Consider the following 18,459-nt stretch of genomic DNA (forward strand, 5'->3'; position numbering starts at 1 on the left):
TGTTTCGTGACCGATCAGGAACTGCAAGCGCTGGTGGAAGCGGTGTCGCAAGCGTCGTTTGGCAAGCCGTTCCGGCATCAGGCCCGCTTTAACGCCCGCCTCCGGACGACGGGGGGACGCTACCTGCTGCAGTCGCATGACATTGAACTGAATCCCCGGCATTTGCAGGAGCATGGCGAAGAGGAACTGCTGGGCATCATCAAGCACGAGCTCTGCCATTATCATCTGCATCTGGAGAAGAAGGGGTATCGGCACGCGGATCGCGACTTCAAGGAGCTGCTGCGCCGTGTGGGAGGCAGCCGCTACTGCCAAAGCGTCCGGACCGCCGGCAAACCCAGGCCGTACAAATACGAGCTGCTCTGCACCAGCTGCGGGATGCGCTATCTGCGGAAACGGAAGGTGAATCCGTCCCGTTACGTCTGCGGCCGATGCCGCGGCAGGCTGCGGCTGCGCCCGCTGACACAGGGGTAGGAAGCGCACGGCCGCCGGTTGCGCCCCGTATTTGCCAACGGTATAATGAATGAAAATCTGCGAAAGCGCGTCGCAAGCGAGGCAGGCCCATGGGCACGCCTCGTTTCGAACTGCTTGGAAGCAAAAGGAGCGGACAACGGTGCCACACGATGAATTCTCCCGCATTCGCCAATGGACCAGCCGATCGGCCGGCCAGGAAGGGGACGGCTTATCGGTCGGCATTGGAGATGATGCCGCCGTCTTCGCGGTTGCGGCGGGGAGAGAAGTGGTCGCCTGCTGCGATGCGATGATCGAGACCGTTCATTTTTTGCGGGAGACCATGGAGCCGGCCGACATTGGCTACAAAGCACTGGTGAGCAATCTGAGCGACATCGCCGCGATGGGCGGCATTCCGCGCTTTGCGCTGGTGACCATCGGGGTTTCCCCCCGATGGTCGGTGGAGGAGTGCAGCCGCATCTACGACGGGATCTATGAGGCGGCGGAACAGCACGGGGTACGCATCATTGGCGGCGACACCGTCTCCACGCCCGATGCCCTGCATCTCTCCATCACCGTGCTGGGCGAGGTGGAACAGGGCAAAGCGCTCCGCAGATCCGGGGCTAGACCGGGGGATCTCGTCTTCGTCACGGGGCCGTTGGGAGGCGCCGCAGCGGGCCTCTCCCTGATGCTTGCCGATCGGGAGAAGATGGAGCAGTGGCCTGCGTTGGTCATGATGCATCGGCGGCCGGTCCCCCGTATCCGGGAAGGCCGGCTGCTGCTTGCGTCGTGCAGCCGGCCGGGCGCTCTCAATGATGTCAGCGACGGCCTGGCATCCGAGCTTTGGGAGATTGCGGAAGCAAGCGGAGTGGCGGTGGCGGTGGACCCACGCCGCATTCCGATCGCCGAAGAGGTGAGACGGTACGCGGCTTCCGCCGGCAAGGACCCGCTGGCATGGGCGCTGTATGGCGGCGAGGATTATGAACTGGTCGGGACGGTGCCGGAGAAGGATATCGGGCGGCTGCAGCAGGTCTTTCAAGAGAACGGCTGCACGCTTGCGGTGATCGGCCGCGTCGAGGAAGGAGAGCAGGCGGTCTGGCTGGCCGACGGGACGGTGCGGACGCCGCTGCCCAAGGGTGGCTATAACCATTTTTCACGCTAGGAAGCAGTCTGTAGGAGATGGTCGTGATGTCGAGATATCTTTGGACCCTGCACGGTGAGGAAGAGACCAGACGGCTGGGTGAGCGGCTGGCCGCCTTTCTCCAGCCGGGGGATGTCCTCGCCCTGGAAGGGGATCTGGGAGCGGGCAAAACCACGTTTACCCAGGGATTGGCCCGGGGGTTGGGCGTCCGCGGGGTCGTAAACAGTCCCACGTTCACCCTGATCAAGGAATATGCGGGCAAGCTTCCGCTTTATCATATGGATGTTTACCGGGTGGGCGACGATGTGGCTTCCCTCGGCCTGGATGACTACCTGTTTGGCGAGGGGGTCTGCGTCGTGGAATGGGCGTCGCTCATCGAGCCGGTGCTGCCCCCGGAGCGGCTGACGATCACCTTGACCAAGGACGGGGAAGACAGCCGGATCTGCCGGATGGAGCCGGCGGGCAGGCGGTACATAGAACTGTGTGAAAGGTTGGGGAACGATGCGCGTACTGGCGATTGATACGTCCAACCTGGTGCTGAGCGTGGCGGTTGTGGAAGAAGCGCGCGTACTGGGCGAGATGATGACCAATCTGCAAAAAAACCACTCCGTCAGGCTGATGGACAGCATTTCCGGGCTGATGGATGAATTGAACCTGCTGCCGGATGAGCTGGCCGGGATCGCCGTCGCGCAGGGGCCGGGTTCGTATACGGGCGTGCGCATCGGGGTAGCAACGGCCAAAAGCATGGCGTGGGCGCTGGGCATTCCGGTCGTGGGCGTCTCCAGCCTGCAGGCGGTGGCGATGAATGCGGCCGGCTTTTCCGGCGGCATCGTGCCGATGTTTGACGCGCGGCGGGGGCAGGTGTACACGGGCGGCTACCGGACCCAGGAGGATGGTTCGGTCGCGCTTGCGCTGCCGGAGAGGATCGTCCTGCTGCGCGAGTGGCTGGATGCGCTCAGCGAAGAATGGGGGGATTCTCCGATGATGTTTTTGGGGGACGATGTGGCGATGCATCGCGATCTCATTGCGCAGCGCATGGGGCGGCGCGCCGTTTTTGCACCGGCCGCCTTCAACCATCCCCGGGCGGCCCACATCGGCTGGTTGGGGATCAGACGGCTGGCGGAAGCGGGCAGTCCGCACGACATGGTTCCGGAATATTTGCAGGTGGCCGAAGCGGAGGCCAAATGGCTGGCGAAGCAGAATGGATAACAGAGGGAAAACGATGGAAGAGCGGGAAAACGTGGAGTTTCGATTCATGACGCTGGATGACGTGGATGCGGTGGCACAGCTGGAGCAGCTCTCGTTTTCCACGCCATGGCCCCGGGATGCGTTTGTCAATGAACTGACGATCAACAAGCACGCCAGGTATGTGGTGGCCGAGATCGACGGCCGGGTGGTCGCCTATTGCGGGATGTGGGTGATCTGCGACGAAGCCCATATCACCAATATTGCCGTCCATCCCGATTACCGTGGAAGGAAGATCGGCGACCGGCTGATGCGGCAGATGATGGCGGTGGCCGTCCTGTTCGGGGGGAAGCGGATGACCCTGGAGGTGCGCCCCTCCAACCAGACGGCCCGCAATCTGTACGCCAAGCTCGGGTTTGTCGAGGCGGGACGGCGAAAAAACTATTATCAGGATAATCAGGAAGACGCGATTATCATGTGGGTGACATTGCATGAAGAGACAGAATGAGCCGCGCTACATCGAGCGCGTGCGGGAACACTACCGGCGCAGGCGGGAAGCGGGCAAGCCGGTCTTCATCCTGGGCGTGGAGACGAGCTGCGATGAGACATCGGCAGCCGTCATCCAGGACGGAACGCTCGTCCTGGCCAATGTGATTGCGTCCCAGGCGGAGGTGCACAAGCGCTTCGGCGGGGTGGTGCCGGAAGTGGCGTCGCGCCGCCATGTGGAGAACATTACCCTGACGATCGAGGAGGCGCTCGACAAGGCGGGCAAGACGCTGGAAGAGATCGACGCGATCGCCGTAACCTACGGGCCGGGGCTTGTCGGGGCGCTGCTCGTCGGCGTGGCCGCAGCCAAGGCGATCTCGTTCGCGCGCGGGATACCGCTGATCGGGGTTCACCATATCGCCGGCCATATCTATGCCAATCGGCTCGTGACGGAAATGCGGTTCCCCCTGGTCGCGCTGGTGGTTTCCGGCGGCCATACGGAGCTGGTGCTGATGAAGGAGCACGGCAGCTATGAGATTCTGGGAGAAACGCGCGATGACGCGGCGGGGGAAGCCTACGACAAAGTGGCCCGCGCCTTGGGCCTGCCGTATCCGGGAGGTCCCCACATCGACCGGCTGGCGCATGAGGGGGAGGCCAATGTGCCGCTGCCGCGCGCCTGGCTGGAGCCGGATTCCTACGATTTCAGCTTCAGCGGACTCAAGTCGGCCGTGCTCAATACGCTTCACAATGCCTCCCAGCGCGGAGAAACCATCGAGCCGGCCAATCTGGCGGCCAGCTTCCAGGCCTCCGTGGTGGAGGTGCTGGTGGAGAAAACGATTCGCGCCGCCAAAGCGCACGAAGCCAGACAGGTGCTGCTTGCCGGCGGAGTAGCGGCCAACCGCGGCCTGCGCGCGGCATTGACCGAACGCTGTGAACAGGAAGGGCTGGCCCTGGTCATTCCGCCGCTGTCGCTCTGTACGGATAATGCGGCGATGATCGCGGCAGCCGGCTACATCGATTACCTGAAAGGCAATTTTGCGGGCCTGGATTTGAACGGGATTGCCGGGCTGCCGCTCTCGGACAGGACGATGGATTGACGTATTGATGGAAAGAGAAACCGAAAAATCGGCGCTCCGGAAATGGGGGGAAGATGGAGATTCACAAGAAGCTGGGGGCGATGGATGTTGCCCCGGATCGCATCGAGGGAGCTTGCCCGGATCATGCCTGTTGATCCGGGCCTTTTTTTGGTTGTTTGCTGTAACGTTTTCGCCGCAGCGGGCGTCATAGTTAGTGATAAAGTCCCAATCAAAACACGAAAGCAATGGAGGGTATGCATGAAACAGTGGAAACGCTTCTTGACCGTGTTGTTTATGGCTGCGCTGGGACTCGCTCCGTTCAGTTCCATTCCGGCGGCGCAGGCCATTACCAAGGTAACGGTAAGTGCGGATGACGATACCGCCGGGAAAGAGACGGAATATACGGTGAAATTCAAGCTGGAGGAAGACTTCGACAAAGGAGACAGGATGTATATCACCTTTGACGATGCTTTCACGGTGGACGACCTGGATACGGACGATATCGAAGTAAATGGTGACGAACCGGACAAGGTAACCGTAGACGACAATGAAATCGCGATTAAAGTCGGCACGAAGTATAAAGATGGAGATACGCTGAAAGTCACCATCGACGGCATCACGAACCCCAAAAAGGCCGGCAGCTATAAAATCTCGGTTGAAACGGACAACGATGATGACAGCGATTATGCAACCATCAAAATCAAAAGCAAGGACGACAGCGGCAGTCATGGCACCAAGAATGACGCATTTGACGTAACCCCGACTAATCCTTATGAGAAAGACTATTCCGGCTACGTGATCAAAAAGTTTGATCTTGATAGCAAAAGCGACGATCTGATCGAGGGAGAAAGCGTTGTCCTCACTTTCCCAAGCGGCACGACGCTGCCGAAGAACGGGACCGTCAATCGCAAAGATGTGAAAATAAACGGCTACACTGCGGAAAGCGTGTCGGTTTCCGGCAGCAAAATCACGGTGGGCATTCCCGAATATGCAGATGGTGACGATTATCTGCAGGTGGAGTTTTTCAAAGACTTTGGCATCCAGAACCCCAAAGCGGGAACAGCCTATACCATCACGGTGGAATACGACGGCTACAGCTACAAATCAAAAGCGTATGAGATCAAAGCCCCCGTCACGACCAACAATTTTCCGGTTTCGCTGTCCAACTCCAAAGCTGGCGCCCGCTCCAGCTATTCGTTCGATGTGAGGTTTGGCACGAACGAGATCAAAGCAGGGAAACAGCTGAAGGTGGAGTTTCCGAGTGCCAGCATGATTCCCTCTTCCCTGAACAGAATGTACATTACCATTAATGGCAAGCAGGTAAAAAGCGTCAAGGTATCCGGAAAGACCGTCACCTTGACAGCGTCCAGCTCGCAGTCTGCTTCCAAAGCGGTGAAAGTGGTTTTTGCGTCCAACGCGAAGCTGACCAATCCGACAGCAGGCAGCTATCAATTGAAAGTGACCATGGACGGCAAGACGCTGACGTCCAAATCCTTCTCGATCACCAAGTAGGAAGGAAACCCGCACATTTGCCCTCCCCTCTGCCAGGCAGGCTGACGGGGAGGGCAATGTTATTTGGCCCTCTTGTCTTTGTACTGACGGCTGTCCAAGCCATTATCCACAAGTGGTGAAAAGAAGATGGGGATTGTCCAGGCGCTTTCTTGTGAATAATGGTGATAAATCGGTTCGCACCTGCAGCAGTGGGCGTTTCCCTGTGAATAATGTTGTGGGAAATGTGGATAACCTTGTTGAAAACTCAACGTTTACACAGCGGACCGCATGCTGCTTTCAGGCTGTTATCAACAGGAGGCCGTATGCATAAACCTATTTGCCGCATGTTCCTTCCCATCGCCTTCCTTTGGGCAAGTCTCGCAAACGGTGCCGCTGCCGCCCCCTCCACACCGCCCCCACGGCAGGCCATTGTGATCTTTGTGGACGGCATGTCGTTTGCCGACCTGGCTAAACTGCGCGGTTATCCACCTGTGGACAAATGGCTGGCATCCGCCCAAGCCGCCGCGATGACCATCCGGTCGGCCGGACCGCGCCATGAGGCCAATGCCTATCTCCTGATGGGCAGCGGGGGGCAGGCGCTGTATACGGAAAAGAGCGGCACCGTCTATCAGCGGGATGAGCTTCTGGAGAACGGGGAAACCGCTGCGGCTTCCATGGCCCGGCTTCAAGCCTCGCCGCCATTATCGGCAGGGGCAGGTGCCTCCCTCCTTTTTCCCGGCATTTTCCGCCTGCAAGCAGAGAATATGGATAAGCCCTTTACGGCGCGCATCGGGCTGTTGGGCGGCACGCTGGCCAAACACGGCATGATCGCCGCCGCGTTTGGCAACGGGGATGACCGGATCGAGCGGCGGCGGCATGCCGCTCTGTTTGCCATCGACGAGCGCGGGGAAATTCCGGCGGGAGATGTCTCCGCCCGCACCAATCTGCCGGATCCCGGCTATCCCAACGGCCTGCGGACGCATTACCGCTACCTGTTGGATCGCCTTGCCGAGGAGCGGCGTCCCGGCCTCCTGGTGGTAGAGCTGGCCGATCTTGCCCGCCTATACCGGCTGAAGGATGCGATGGACCCCGTGCGCTTCAAGCGGCAATACGACCTCGTCATGGCGGATCTTGCCCGGTTTTTGGAAGAGGTGCTGAAGCGGCGGACGGAGCGGCAGATGGTGATGGTCACATCGGCGCTGGTCAACGAGGTTTCCCAGAAAGAGAAGTCGCTTCTTACCCCGATGCTGATCTGGCGGCCGCCGGGAACGGGTGGGCTGTTAACTTCCGCTACGACAAGGCAGCCGGGCTTGATCAGCGGCCTGGACGTACTGCCCACCCTCCTTGCCTGGCTGCACATTCCCCGCCCCGAGGGGCTGATCGGGCATGTGATGACAGCCGGGAAAGAGGGGGAGGGCCTTGCCGGTCTGCTCGCCCGGGTGAGCGACATCGACCGGATCTACGCCAACCGCCCCTCTGTCATGTACACATACGTCATGCTGCAGATCTTTATCCTGGTTGCGGCGGCTCTGTTCTGGCTCTGGCAAAAAGGGGAGATCGCCCCATCGGCGGAACGATGGCGGCGGGGTATCCGCCTGGCGCTGCTGTCGATGCTGTTTTTTCCGGCGCTGTTTTTGCTGGAACCCTTGCTCGGATGGTCCGCAGCGCCTCCCGTTGTGTTGGGCTTCTTGATCATGCTGGCATTGGGGCTTGCGCTTGCGGTGGAAAACCGGTCGCTTCCCGCCATGCTGCTGGTGTCATCCGGTGTGACGGTGGCAGGGATTCTGCTGGACGGCTTGACCGGGGGAGAAGCGATGCGCCGCTCCTACATGGGCTACGATCCGGTGATCGGGGCAAGGTTTTACGGCCTTGGCAACGAGTATGAAGGCGTGGTGATCGGAGCGGCCATTTCCTTTGCCGCCGCGCTCCATGAATGGGGGAAGGGGCGCATTGCCTGGCTTTCGGCGGGAGGGGCGGTGCTGCTCTTTGGCTGCATCCTGGCCTACATGGCGCTGCCGTCCCTTGGGGCCAATGCCGGCGGGTTTCTTGCCGCCACGGCAGGATTCGGGGTCACGCTGTTTCGGCTGCATGACTGGAAGGCAGGCAAAAAAGGCCTCCTGCTGCTGGCAGGGGGCCTGCTCGGCGGCATCGCCGCGCTGATCATCATCAATCTTGGCTCATCCCAGCCGCTGACGCATGTGGGACGCGTCGCGCAGGACATCGTCAGCGGCAACTGGACGGAAGTGGGAAAGATCGTGGAACGGAAGCTGGAGATGAACTGGCGGCTGATCCGGGTTTCCGCCTGGAGCAAGGTATTTGCCGTCTCGCTCGTGGTGATCAGCTTGTTCAGCCTGAGGCCGGATCGCTACCTGCGCAGACTGTCCGCCCGCTATCCCTGCATCGTGAAGGGCTTTCACGGGGTGATCGCCGGGTCGCTTGCCGGTCTTGTGCTGAATGATTCCGGCATCGTGTCGGCGGCGACGTCCATCATTTTCTTCGTGGCTCCCGCGCTGTATGCCGCCTTGGGCCATCCGGCCGACCGGGAATACACCACGTAGTTGGTCCGGTTCGGCAGTCGGTCCGGTTCAGGATTCGCTCAGCTCGCTCCATTCCTCGTACAGCTTGTCGATTTCCGCTTTCGCCTGCTGAATCCGGTCATTGCGTTCCTTCGCCTGGACATGGTCGCTGTACACCTCGGGGAGGCAGAGCTCCTCTTCCCAGCGGGCGATGGCCGCTTCCCGCTCGGCGATCCCGGCTTCGATCTCTTCGAGCCGCTTTTGCCGCTGCCGTTCGCGCCGTTTGGCTTCCTTATCCTGCTCATAGCTGGACTTTTCCGGCGCGATCGCGGGAGCCTCCCCTTTCCTGCCCTGTCCCGCAGTAACCGCCGCTTCGCTGGCCAACAAGGCCAGCTCTTCTTTTTTCTCCACATAGTAATCGTAGTTCCCCAGATAGCTGGTTACGCCGTCCGGAGACAGCTCCAGCACGCGCGTGGCGATTTTGTTCAGGAAATAGCGGTCGTGGGAGACGAACAGGATCGTTCCCGGATAATCGAAGAGGGCGTTTTCCAATACCTCTTTGCTGTAGAGATCCAGGTGGTTGGTCGGCTCGTCCAGGATCAGGAAATTGGCCTGCTTCAGCATCAGCTTGGCCAGCGAAACGCGGGCCCGTTCGCCGCCGGACAGCTCCCCGATCTTTTTCTGGACGTCGTCCCCGCTGAACAGGAAGTTGCCCAGCAGGGTGCGCACCTCTTTTTCTAGCATGTGCGGGTAATCGTCCCAGATTTCCGCAAGCACCGTCTTGCCTTCGTGCAGTTCCCGGTGTTCCTGGTCGTAGTAGCCGATCGTCACGTTGCTGCCCAGGCGGAAGGAGCCGGCCAGCGCCGGCAGCTTCTCCACGATGGTCTTCAGCAGGGTGGATTTGCCGATCCCGTTCGGTCCGACCAGCGCGACCCGTTCCTCCCGTTCGATTTCAAACGTGAGATGGCGGGAGAGAACCGCATCCGGATACCCGACGCTCAGATCGTCCACCTTGATGACGAGATTGCCGCTCATTTTGGCGATGTCAAAGGAGAAGTGCGCCGACTTGTTCTGCAGGATCGGCCGCTCCAACCGCTCCATTTTCTCCAGGGTTTTGCGCCGGCTTTGCGCTCGCTTGGTGGTGGAGGCGCGGGCGATGTTGCGGGCGATGAAATCTTCCAGCCTGGCGATTTCTTCTTGCTGTTTCTCGAAGCGCTTCCACTCCTGCTCCAGCTTGGCCGCCTTCAGGTCGAGAAATTGGCTGTAGTTGCCCGGATAGCGCGTTGCCCGCGTCCGTTCGATTTCGTACACCACGGTCACCAGTTTGTCCAGAAAGTAGCGGTCGTGGGAGACGACGAGAATGGCGCCCGGATAATTTTGGAGATACGTCTCGAGCCAGGTGAGCGTTTCGATGTCCAGATAGTTGGTCGGCTCGTCCAGCAGCAGGATGGACGGTGCCTGCAGCAGCAGCTTCGCCAGCGCGAGCCGGGTCTTCTGGCCGCCGGAGAGCGTCCGGATCGGCGTGTCCGCATCCATGTCGGCGAAGCGCAGGCCGTGCAGCACGCCGCGGATATTGGCTTCATAGCTGTAGCCGCCGTTTTCCTTAAACGCTTCCGAGCGGCGCGAATATTCCTCCAGGATCTGCTCGTAGCGCTTCGGATCGGCCAGCACCGCCGCGTCGCCCATCAGCGCCTCCAGCCTGCGCAGCTCCCGCTCTTCTTCCTGCAGATGGGCGAATACGGAAAGCATTTCCTCCTGAATCGTCCGGTCCGATTCCAGACCGCTGTCCTGAGCGAGATAGCCGATCGTCACCTCTTTCGGCTTGCGGATGACGCCGCTGTCATAGCTCAGCTGTCCGGCCAGGATTTTCATCAGCGTCGATTTGCCGGCGCCGTTTACCCCGACAAGGCCGATGCGTTCCCCTGTTTGTATCTGCAGGGATATATCCTGTAAAATGATGTCGATACCATATGACTTTTGAATGTGTTCGGCTTGCAGCAAGATCATGATTTCACCTCAGCGTCATGAAACAACCTTTCTCCAGTGTAGCGTAAGCCAAAAGGCAGGGACAAGGGGAAACGGGCTCGAAAAATAGAGGGGATGGGAGGGGAACATGGGACAAGGAGAGCAGAAACAGGCGCTGCGGCGCAGGATCGGGGCCGAGCGCGCGGCGCTGCCGCCAGCGGAACGGCAGCAGCGCTCCGAGACGGCCGCCCGGCATTTGCTCGCGCTTGACCGTTTGGCCGCCTGCCGGACGATCCTTCTTTTTTACCCGTTTCGCGACGAAATCGACACCCGGCCGTTTCTGCACGCCGCCTTGCAGCGCGGGCAGGAAATCTGGCTGCCGCTGACCGATCCGGCGGAGCGCTGGCTGACCCCGTATGTGTACGGCGGCGAAGAGAGCCTGCGGCCGGGGGCGTACGGCATTCGGGAGCCGGATCCGATGGCAAGCCGGCCTGCGGACATTTCTAGGCTGGAGGCGGTGGTGCTGCCCGGCCTTGCCTTTGACGGGCAGGGCGGCAGGTTGGGCTATGGAGGCGGCTACTATGACCGTTTTCTGGAGGGCTGCGGCCACCGCCCCCTGCTGGTGGGGTATGCCTTTGCCATGCAGATGGTGGAGCGGGTTCCGGTGGAGCCGCACGATCACCCTGTGGATTACGTGGTGACGGACGGCGGGATTCATGGTCCGTTTTCTCGTCGCCTTTTGTGACAGGTATGAAACATTTGTTGCATTTCTATCTACAATAGGGACAAAACCGTGTAGTATTAAACTCATGGACAACGGGAGGAATCCAAATGAAAAACTGGAAGGTCGGTGTTCTGTCGGCGAGCGATTCGATTGCCAGGGGAGAGCGTGAAGACGATCGCATTCCGATTCTGCGCCAGTTGGTTCAGGAATGGTTGAAAACGGATGTGGCGGTCTATCGGACCGTGAGCGATGACATGGAAGAATTGAAAGAGACCATGATCGAACTGGTGGATCGGGAGAAGTGCGATCTCTTGATCGTGGCGGGGGGCACCGGCTTAAGCCCGCGCGACGTGACCCCTGAAGTGACCGCTTGGGTGATCGACCGCCCGGTGCCCGGTCTTGCGGAAGAGATGCGCCGCGCCGGACTGCAGCAGTCCCGCCGGGCGATCCTGACGAGAGCGGTGGCGGGGACGAGAGGCAATTCGCTGATCATCAACCTCCCCGGCAATCCCAAAGGGGTGGAGGTCTGCTTCAATGCGATCGGCGACATGCTGGCCGATGCCCTGCATATTTTGCAGGGGACCGCACAGGCCAACGAGGATTGGGGGGGATTGGGATGGTAAAAAAACCTACCTTTAAGGAAGTCCCCGTCAGGGAAGCCGTCGGGCTTGTGCTGCCGCATGACATGACCCAGATTCTGCCCGGTGAGTTTAAAGGGCGGCTGTTCAAAAAAGGGCACGTGATTACGGAAGCGGATATCGAGCCGCTGCTTTCCATCGGCAAGGAACATATTTACATCATGGAGATGCCGGAGGGCCACTTGCATGAAGACGACGCGGGCATCCGCATCGCGCAGGCGGTGGCCGGCAAGAACCTGACGCTGACCGAGCCGTATGAAGGCAAGGTGACGCTGAAATCCACCTGCCTCGGCCTGTTAAAGGTAAAGGAAGAGGCGATTCATGCCATCAATGCATTGGAAGCGATTGCGCTGGCCACACGGGAGAACAATCAGGTTGTCAAGCCGGGTGACGCGGTGGCTGCCGCCCGCATCATCCCGTTGATCATTGAAGAACAGCGGATCGCGGAACTGGAGAGCATCGCCCGGGGCTTCGGCGAGGAGATCGTCACGGTGATGCCGTTTGCCCCGAAACGGGTAGGGCTTGTCACTACCGGCGGCGAGGTGTATTCCGGGCGGATCCAGGACAAGTTCGGTCCGGCCGTTCGGGCCAAGGTGGAAGCGCTCGGCTCGACCGTGGTGGAACAGCGCTTCGCCCCGGACGACAAAGCGCTGATCGAACAGGAGATCCGCTACTTCGTTCAGCAAGGGGTCGATCTGATCCTGGTGACCGGAGGGATGTCCGTCGATCCGGATGACCGGACGCCGGGAGCGATCGCGGGAGCAGGCGCGCAGGTGGTGCGCTACGGCACGCCGATGCTGCCGGGTTCGATGCTGCTGGTGGCCTATATCGGGGATATCCCGGTGCTGGGTCTCCCCGGCGCGGTGATGCATGAGCCGTTTACCTCTTTTGATGTGTTCCTGCCGCGCATCCTGGCGGGCGAGCGGATTGAGGAGAAAGATATCACCCGCCTGGGCTATGGCGGCCTGATCAAATGCTAAACAGCCAAAATCACAAGGAGTGAATACGAATGGGAAATTCGATCGGCATACCCGGATTAATTTTGATTCTTGTCATTGCCCTGGTATTGTTTGGACCCAAGAAGCTGCCGGAGTTGGGCAGAGCGATCGGCCATACCCTGAAGGAGTTTAAAAACGCCACGCGCGGCCTGACCAAGGACGAGGATGAGGAAGAAGGGAAGACGGTGGCGGTGAACAAGGCGGAAGCGCTTCCCGACAACGTCGACCGCGAAAAATTGGAACGGGAAATCCGCGAACGCATCGAGCGGGAGCGCCTGGAAGCGGAAATCCGGGCCAAGCTGGAAGCCGAGCGCGCGCAGGCGGACAACGAACGATCCAAAGCGTAAATCGGGGTGGCGGGTAGTGTCATGAGCGATAGCCAAGAAATGACGGTGGTGGAGCACCTGGCCGAGTTGCGGCGGCGGATTATCTGGGTGCTTGTGGTGTTTCTCTTCTCCATGGGGATCGGCCTTTATTATGCCGGCGACGTGATCGAGTATCTGAAGGCAAGCCCGCTGGCGGGAGGGGTGCCGCTCAAATCGTTTGATCCCTCCGACGTCCTGCGTGTCTATATGCAGTTTTCGTTTGTCATCGGCCTGATCATCACGCTGCCGGTCGCCTTGTTCCACATGTGGCGGTTTGTCAGTCCCGGACTGCGGCCGCAGGAGAAACGGGTGACGCTGTCGTTTATTCCGGCGGCGTTCTTTCTCTTTTTGATCGGCCTTGCGTTTGGCTATTTCGTCGTTTTTCCGATGATCATGCAGTTTATGACGGGAATCGCCATGGGCATTCAGATTGATCCGAACTACGGGATCGCGCAGTATTTCGGCTTTTTGTTCAATATGGTCATTCCGTTCGGCTTTCTCTTTGAACTGCCGATCCTGGTCATCTTTTTAACCAGGCTGCGGATCCTGAATCCGATGCGTCTGGCCAAAATGCGCCGCTTTGCCTATTTTGGCCTCACGGTGGTGGCGGTCACGCTGACGCCGCCGGAGATTCTCAGCGACATCATGGTGACGATTCCGCTGCTTCTGCTGTATGAGATGAGCATCTGGCTCTCGCGGATGGTGTACCGCAAACAGCTGCAGGAAGACAAAGAGTGGCAGCAGGAATTCGGCTACGACACGGAATAAATGCTCTCCCACCATTTGTGGCGGGAGTTTTTTTCTTTTGCGGGCATACTAACCGCATATTGGAGGTGGTGGAACGTGTGGGCACTGCTGGCTTTATGCTTCCTGCTGGCGACAGGAGGACAGGTTGCGGCTGAACAGGTGGAACTGTTTGATTCAGATGTTGAACGGGTGATCGAGACGTTTGCCAACACGGAGGAGTTCCAAAAGGAAGCGCGGGTGATCCTGGACAGCGTCAGCGGCAAAGTGACGGAACTGAACCCGCCATTAACCCATGCGCTGATCGCCAAGATTCCGCTCGCACCGCCGCAGGAGCTGCATGTGAAGGCCGACCGGATCGATGAAGTGATCACCCAGATGTTCGTGGTGATGCCGAAACAAGGGGGACGAAGGCCGTATCTGATCCTGCATACCAAGGCGAACGACACATTGGTTCTGGAATTCGGCGAAAAGACCGACCGGCTGCGACGTCTCCTGCATCTCGGACCGTCAGCTGGTTGAAAGAACCCGCTCGGCGCTTGCGGTACGGCACCGGGCGGGTTCTTTATTTGTATATCGGAAATTTTAGGTTCTTTAAAGCGCTAAAGCAAAGGTGGAAAGGTTGGGGGCCCCGCCGACACCAGCAAGGGACCCCACTCGGCAAAGCGTTAGCTATCGCCGAGTGGGTGGAGCGTTAGCTTAAGTCGGCGGGGTTTTTTACTTCAAGGTCAGGAAATCCTGGGTGTAGTAGTCGGCATAGACGCCGGGCCCCAGCTGCGCGAAGCTTTTTTCCAGGATGTTCTTGCGGTGGCCGGGGCTGTTCATCCAGTTCTCGTGGGCTTCGATGGCATCGGGAAAGCCGGCGGCGATATTTTCGCCTGCCATGAGAAAGGAGATGCCGGCATGCTGGAGGCGTTGAAACGGATCCAGTCCGGAGGTGGCGGATACATGGCTGAAATAGCCGACGTTTTCCATGTCCTGGCTGTGATTCCGGGCGACCATGGCGGCAGGATGATACCAGGACAGCAGCGGCAGCTTGTACCGGTAGCGCACCACGTTGACCAGATCGAGCAGCTGCCGTTCATGGGCGGCATCCACCAGTTCCCGCTGCTTGACGGACAGAGGGGCCGGGTCAAAGTTAGGCGCTTCTCCCTGGTAAGTCCACTTGGTCTCATAGTAGCCGCCCTGGAGCAGAGTCAGCTTGTCCATCATCCGCAAGGCGGTCACTTTCTGCTGGTTTTGGGTGTCGAGGTAGAAGATGAGCGGAATCTCTCCATTCATGGAGAGCGGACGCACGTTTTCCTGATTGGTGATCTGGATATTGGCGCCTTGATAGGCAAAGCTGACAACATGCTTGATCGTCTGCTTGCCCAACAGGGAAGAATAGCTGGTCCCGATGCTCACATTGCCGATCCGGGCGAGGGGGGCGTTGGAGTAAAGGTCCACCACTTTGCCCGCCCGGAGGCCCACCTGCAGGTAGCGGTCGAGATGCTGGTTGTAGATCCACCACTCATAGCCGAGAGGGCTCGGCTCGCGTCTGGCCGGTTGGCCGAGCGTCTGCCGCACCTGCTCTTCTGTCATTCCCAGGGTAATGCCAAACAGCGAGATCGCGGGTTCTGCCTGCGCGCTTGCGGCGGACGGCAGGGCGGGCTTTTTTTCGATCGGGGCAGGAGCGCTTTTCTTAGCGTTAGCGACCGCTGCGTCCGGCTTTGCCCCAAGCCAGATGATCTGCTGCTTCCCATCCCAGCCTGTCTGTTTGTGCAGCGTTTCGCCGATCGCCGGCAGCGGGACATACGCGGTTCCCTGGTACTCGATCACAGCGGGGACAGAAGCGGTTTGTTCACCATCGAGATAGAGGGCGGCAGGCTGCAGGCTGGCCCGAATCAGAGAGTGGCCATCAGCCGCAAAAATTTGTGAGATTCCCAATAGCGAGACTGCGAGAATAACGACGAGAAGCCATAAGCGCATCTTTTCTCCCTCCTGGATGCATGGTCGGTTATACTGCTATTTATAGTAAGAGGGCTCCGAGAATAGAACCGTTTCGGAGAATTTCACAAGAATCATAGATTTTGCGGACGGTTTCCGGTTGAAAAAAAGTGGAGGAAGATACTTGCAAAGTGGGGTGGGATTCATTATTATAGGAATTGGTGTTAGCACTCCCCTGCAGTGAGTGCTAACAAGTATAGCAATCACCATTTTTGAGGAGGGTGTTTACTGTGTTGAAGCCATTGGGAGACCGTGTGGTACTCGAACCAATTTCGAAGGAAGAAACAACTGCGAGCGGTATCGTACTGCCTGACACCGCTAAGGAAAAACCGCAAGAAGGCCGCGTTATCGCAGTCGGTTCCGGCCGCGTAGCGGAAAACGGCGAGCGTATCCCGTTGGAAGTTAAAGAAGGCGACAAAGTCATCTTCTCCAAATATGCAGGCACCGAAGTGAAAGTGGATAACAAAGAGCTGCTGGTTCTGCGCGAATCCGACATTCTCGCGATCATCGGCTAACCTGAGGTTTCCCATAACGTACGACCCATACACATAGGAGGTTGAGTATTCCATGGCAAAACAAATCAAGTTTTCGGAAGACGCCCGCCGCTCCATGTTGCGCGGTGTGGAAGCACTGGCTAACGCTGTGAAAGTTACCCTCGGTCCGAAAGGCCGTAACGTGGTTCTGGAGAAAAAATTCGGTTCTCCGCTCATCACCAATGACGGTGTAACCATCGCGAAAGAAATCGAGCTGGAAGACGCTTATGAAAACATGGGTGCGCAGCTCGTTAAAGAAGTGGCAACCAAAACAAACGATGTTGCCGGTGACGGTACTACCACTGCGACCGTTCTGGCTTATGCCATGATTCGCGAAGGTTTGAAAAACGTAACCGCCGGCGCTAACCCGATGGTGATCCGCCGCGGTATGGAAAAAGCAGTTCGCGCCGCTGTGGAAGAAATCAAGAAAATTGCCAAGCCGGTTGAAAGCAAAGCGTCCATCGCCCAAGTTGCGGCTATCTCCGCTGACGATAAAGAAATCGGTAATCTGATCGCAGAAGCGATGGAAAAAGTGGGCAAAGACGGTGTTATCACTGTTGAAGAGTCCAAAGGTTTCAGCACCGAGCTGGAAGTTGTGGAAGGGATGCAGTTCGACCGCGGCTACGCTTCTCCGTACATGATCACCGATACGGACAAGATGGAAGCGGTATTGAACAATCCGTACATCCTGATTACTGACAAGAAGATCTCCAACATCCAGGAAATCCTGCCGATTCTGGAACAAGTGGTACAAAGCGGCAAGCCGCTCCTGATCATCGCGGAAGATGTGGAAGGCGAAGCGCTGGCTACCCTCGTGGTGAACAAACTGCGCGGTACCTTCACGGCCGTTGCTGTGAAAGCTCCTGGCTTCGGTGATCGCCGCAAAGCCATGCTGCAAGACATCGCGGTTCTCACCGGCGGGGAAGTTATTACCGAAGAACTGGGTCTTGAACTCAAGTCCACCAAACTGCAGCAGCTCGGCCGCGCTGGCAAAGTTGTGGTTACCAAAGAACACACCACCATCGTGGAAGGTGCGGGTGACAAAGCTGCGATCGAAAGCCGCGTTGCCCAAATCCGTCAACAAATCGAAGATACGACTTCTGACTTCGATCGTGAGAAACTGCAAGAGCGTCTGGCCAAACTTGCTGGCGGCGTAGCCGTTATCAAGGTTGGTGCCGCTACCGAAACCGAACTGAAAGAAAAGAAACTGCGTATCGAAGACGCGCTCAACTCTACCCGCGCTGCAGTTGAAGAGGGTATCGTTCCTGGCGGCGGTACAACGCTGGTGAACGCGGCGAAAGCGGTAGAAGCTGTCAAAGCGGAAGGCGAAGAAGCAGTCGGTGTACAAATCGTGCTGCGCGCCCTGGAAGAGCCGGTTCGTCAAATCGCGGCCAACGCTGGTCTGGAAGGCTCCGTCATCGTAGAGCGCCTGAAGAAAGAACCGGTAGGCATCGGTTTCAACGCAGCTACCGAAGAATGGGTAAACATGCTCGAAGCCGGTATCGTAGACGCGGCGAAAGTAACTCGTTCCGCGCTCTCCAACGCTGCTTCCGTAGCGGCTATGTTCCTTACTACCGAAGCGGTTGTTGCTGACAAACCGGAAGAATCCAAACCTAACGCCGGCATGCCTGACATGGGCGGCATGATGTAATCTCTCTATATCGAGAGAAAAAGAGGCAGACATTGGTCTGTCTCTTTTTTTCTTGCATATGCATGAAATTGACAGCATGCTAGGCATTTTTTCTGATACTTTCAACCTTTATCGCGTTCGCGAACTTAATCTTTCGAAAGTACAAAAAGGGGTTGTGTTCTCCGAGTGGTTTTGCTAAGATATCTCATGTCGCTTTTTTTAAGAGGCAGTGAACAAAACATCTAAAAATACCACTTGACTTCAAATGTAGACATGTGGTAGAGTTTAAAGGGTCGGCGCCTGAATGCCGAGTGAGCTGTGAAAATGCTCTTTGAAAACTGAACAGCGAACGCGTGAAGCGAGCCAAGTCATTTTTTTGAGAATGAAGCTTTGATCAATATCTTTCAATTTATTGGAGAGTTTGATCCTGGCTCAGGACGAACGCTGGCGGCGTGCCTAATACATGCAAGTCGAGCGGGGGCCTTCGGGCCCCAGCGGCGGACGGGTGAGTAACACGTAGGCAACCTGCCCGCA

18 protein-coding genes and 1 rRNA gene are annotated in these 18,459 nt (G+C 58.3%); 17 read left to right on the forward strand and 2 right to left on the reverse strand.

The genetic code is table 11. From position 1 onward, the window contains the following. Nucleotides 1–6: 6 nt before the first annotated feature. From G3578_RS12905 to G3578_RS12940, 8 genes are all read left to right on the forward strand, one after another. Nucleotides 7–471 carry a SprT family protein gene (locus tag G3578_RS12905; protein ID WP_165213286.1) on the forward strand — a complete coding sequence of 155 codons (465 nt, stop codon included), beginning with the start codon at nucleotides 7–9 and terminating at the stop codon, nucleotides 469–471. Nucleotides 472–610: 139 nt separating this feature from the next. Beyond that, nucleotides 611–1,609, forward strand: coding sequence for a thiamine-phosphate kinase (thiL, locus tag G3578_RS12910; protein ID WP_165213288.1), 999 nt, complete (start codon nucleotides 611–613; stop codon nucleotides 1,607–1,609). Nucleotides 1,610–1,635: 26 nt separating this feature from the next. Continuing rightward, nucleotides 1,636–2,109 (forward strand): tRNA (adenosine(37)-N6)-threonylcarbamoyltransferase complex ATPase subunit type 1 TsaE, encoded by a 474-nt coding sequence (gene tsaE, locus G3578_RS12915; RefSeq protein ID WP_165213290.1) that lies wholly within the window; start codon nucleotides 1,636–1,638, stop codon nucleotides 2,107–2,109. Further along, complete coding sequence (gene tsaB, locus G3578_RS12920) at nucleotides 2,090–2,797, forward strand: tRNA (adenosine(37)-N6)-threonylcarbamoyltransferase complex dimerization subunit type 1 TsaB (RefSeq protein WP_165213292.1); 708 nt, start codon at nucleotides 2,090–2,092, stop codon at nucleotides 2,795–2,797. Before tsaE ends, tsaB begins: the two co-directional genes overlap by 20 nt. Nucleotides 2,798–2,810: 13 nt before the next feature. Continuing rightward, entirely contained in the window at nucleotides 2,811–3,281 is a 471-nt protein-coding gene (gene rimI, locus G3578_RS12925) for a ribosomal protein S18-alanine N-acetyltransferase (RefSeq protein WP_241254605.1), read from the forward strand. After that, entirely contained in the window at nucleotides 3,265–4,356 is a 1,092-nt protein-coding gene (tsaD, locus tag G3578_RS12930) for a tRNA (adenosine(37)-N6)-threonylcarbamoyltransferase complex transferase subunit TsaD (protein WP_165213296.1), read from the forward strand. The genes rimI and tsaD overlap by 17 nt, the downstream gene beginning before the upstream one ends. A gap of 237 nt (nucleotides 4,357–4,593) precedes the next feature. Beyond that, a complete protein-coding gene (locus tag G3578_RS12935; RefSeq protein ID WP_165213298.1) occupies nucleotides 4,594–5,847 on the forward strand; it encodes a M1 family metallopeptidase in 1,254 nt (417 codons plus the stop codon). 302 nt (nucleotides 5,848–6,149) lie between these two features. Then, the gene (locus G3578_RS12940; RefSeq protein WP_165213300.1) at nucleotides 6,150–8,384 is read left to right on the forward strand and encodes a hypothetical protein; all 2,235 of its coding nucleotides are present in this window, start codon (nucleotides 6,150–6,152) and stop codon (nucleotides 8,382–8,384) included. A 27-nt stretch (nucleotides 8,385–8,411) separates the two neighbouring features. Here the strand turns inward: G3578_RS12940 and G3578_RS12945 are convergent, their stop codons facing one another. Beyond that, nucleotides 8,412–10,349 carry an ABC-F family ATP-binding cassette domain-containing protein gene (locus G3578_RS12945; protein ID WP_165213302.1) on the reverse strand — a complete coding sequence of 646 codons (1,938 nt, stop codon included), beginning with the start codon at nucleotides 10,347–10,349 and terminating at the stop codon, nucleotides 8,412–8,414. Nucleotides 10,350–10,455: 106 nt separating this feature from the next. Here G3578_RS12945 and G3578_RS12950 point away from each other — a divergent pair, with 106 nt between their 5' ends. The 6 genes from G3578_RS12950 to G3578_RS12975 all read left to right on the forward strand — a co-directional run bounded on the left by G3578_RS12950 (nucleotide 10,456) and on the right by G3578_RS12975 (nucleotide 14,298). Then, nucleotides 10,456–11,052: a 5-formyltetrahydrofolate cyclo-ligase gene (locus tag G3578_RS12950; RefSeq protein WP_165213303.1), complete on the forward strand. Its 597-nt coding sequence runs from the start codon at nucleotides 10,456–10,458 to the stop codon at nucleotides 11,050–11,052. A gap of 86 nt (nucleotides 11,053–11,138) precedes the next feature. Continuing rightward, nucleotides 11,139–11,654, forward strand: coding sequence for a MogA/MoaB family molybdenum cofactor biosynthesis protein (locus tag G3578_RS12955; protein ID WP_165213304.1), 516 nt, complete (start codon nucleotides 11,139–11,141; stop codon nucleotides 11,652–11,654). Continuing rightward, a complete protein-coding gene (locus G3578_RS12960) occupies nucleotides 11,648–12,649 on the forward strand; it encodes a molybdopterin-binding protein (protein WP_165213305.1) in 1,002 nt (333 codons plus the stop codon). Before G3578_RS12955 ends, G3578_RS12960 begins: the two co-directional genes overlap by 7 nt. A gap of 29 nt (nucleotides 12,650–12,678) precedes the next feature. Beyond that, nucleotides 12,679–13,014 carry a twin-arginine translocase TatA/TatE family subunit gene (locus G3578_RS21175; protein WP_165213306.1) on the forward strand — a complete coding sequence of 112 codons (336 nt, stop codon included), beginning with the start codon at nucleotides 12,679–12,681 and terminating at the stop codon, nucleotides 13,012–13,014. Between the two features lie 21 nt (nucleotides 13,015–13,035). After that, nucleotides 13,036–13,800 carry a twin-arginine translocase subunit TatC gene (gene tatC / locus G3578_RS12970; RefSeq protein ID WP_165213307.1) on the forward strand — a complete coding sequence of 255 codons (765 nt, stop codon included), beginning with the start codon at nucleotides 13,036–13,038 and terminating at the stop codon, nucleotides 13,798–13,800. A 75-nt stretch (nucleotides 13,801–13,875) separates the two neighbouring features. Further along, complete coding sequence (locus tag G3578_RS12975; RefSeq protein ID WP_165213308.1) at nucleotides 13,876–14,298, forward strand: hypothetical protein; 423 nt, start codon at nucleotides 13,876–13,878, stop codon at nucleotides 14,296–14,298. Nucleotides 14,299–14,493: 195 nt separating this feature from the next. Here G3578_RS12975 and G3578_RS12980 read toward each other — a convergent pair whose 3' ends face one another. Beyond that, the gene (locus G3578_RS12980) at nucleotides 14,494–15,744 is read right to left on the reverse strand and encodes a CAP domain-containing protein (RefSeq protein ID WP_165213310.1); all 1,251 of its coding nucleotides are present in this window, start codon (nucleotides 15,742–15,744) and stop codon (nucleotides 14,494–14,496) included. Between the two features lie 248 nt (nucleotides 15,745–15,992). Between G3578_RS12980 and groES the strand changes: the two genes are divergently transcribed. The 3 genes from groES to G3578_RS12995 form a co-directional block, all read left to right on the forward strand. After that, nucleotides 15,993–16,277 (forward strand): co-chaperone GroES, encoded by a 285-nt coding sequence (groES, locus tag G3578_RS12985; RefSeq protein ID WP_165213311.1) that lies wholly within the window; start codon nucleotides 15,993–15,995, stop codon nucleotides 16,275–16,277. A 52-nt stretch (nucleotides 16,278–16,329) separates the two neighbouring features. Continuing rightward, nucleotides 16,330–17,946 carry a chaperonin GroEL gene (groL, locus tag G3578_RS12990; protein WP_165213312.1) on the forward strand — a complete coding sequence of 539 codons (1,617 nt, stop codon included), beginning with the start codon at nucleotides 16,330–16,332 and terminating at the stop codon, nucleotides 17,944–17,946. A gap of 388 nt (nucleotides 17,947–18,334) precedes the next feature. After that, nucleotides 18,335–18,459: ribosomal RNA gene (locus G3578_RS12995) — 16S ribosomal RNA — on the forward strand; the annotation flags it as partial.

It is taken from the genome of Brevibacillus sp. SYP-B805, assembly GCF_011059135.1.
GTDB lineage: Bacteria > Bacillota > Bacilli > Brevibacillales > Brevibacillaceae > Brevibacillus_F.

Excerpts from the sequence above, each read along its gene's own strand:
- tsaD (WP_165213296.1), top strand. The coding sequence starts at position 3,265 with ATGAAGAGACAGAATGAGCCGCGCTACATCGAGCGCGTGCGGGAACAC.
- G3578_RS12940 (WP_165213300.1), top strand. The coding sequence starts at position 6,150 with ATGCATAAACCTATTTGCCGCATGTTCCTTCCCATCGCCTTCCTTTGG.
- tsaE (WP_165213290.1), top strand. The coding sequence starts at position 1,636 with ATGTCGAGATATCTTTGGACCCTGCACGGTGAGGAAGAGACCAGACGG.
- G3578_RS12950 (WP_165213303.1), top strand. The coding sequence starts at position 10,456 with ATGGGACAAGGAGAGCAGAAACAGGCGCTGCGGCGCAGGATCGGGGCC.
- G3578_RS12980 (WP_165213310.1), bottom strand. The coding sequence starts at position 15,744 with ATGCGCTTATGGCTTCTCGTCGTTATTCTCGCAGTCTCGCTATTGGGA.
- G3578_RS12955 (WP_165213304.1), top strand. The coding sequence starts at position 11,139 with ATGAAAAACTGGAAGGTCGGTGTTCTGTCGGCGAGCGATTCGATTGCC.
- G3578_RS12945 (WP_165213302.1), bottom strand. The coding sequence starts at position 10,349 with ATGATCTTGCTGCAAGCCGAACACATTCAAAAGTCATATGGTATCGAC.
- rimI (WP_241254605.1), top strand. The coding sequence starts at position 2,811 with ATGGAAGAGCGGGAAAACGTGGAGTTTCGATTCATGACGCTGGATGAC.
- G3578_RS12935 (WP_165213298.1), top strand. The coding sequence starts at position 4,594 with ATGAAACAGTGGAAACGCTTCTTGACCGTGTTGTTTATGGCTGCGCTG.
- G3578_RS12960 (WP_165213305.1), top strand. The coding sequence starts at position 11,648 with ATGGTAAAAAAACCTACCTTTAAGGAAGTCCCCGTCAGGGAAGCCGTC.
- groL (WP_165213312.1), top strand. The coding sequence starts at position 16,330 with ATGGCAAAACAAATCAAGTTTTCGGAAGACGCCCGCCGCTCCATGTTG.
- tsaB (WP_165213292.1), top strand. The coding sequence starts at position 2,090 with ATGCGCGTACTGGCGATTGATACGTCCAACCTGGTGCTGAGCGTGGCG.
- tatC (WP_165213307.1), top strand. The coding sequence starts at position 13,036 with ATGAGCGATAGCCAAGAAATGACGGTGGTGGAGCACCTGGCCGAGTTG.
- G3578_RS21175 (WP_165213306.1), top strand. The coding sequence starts at position 12,679 with ATGGGAAATTCGATCGGCATACCCGGATTAATTTTGATTCTTGTCATT.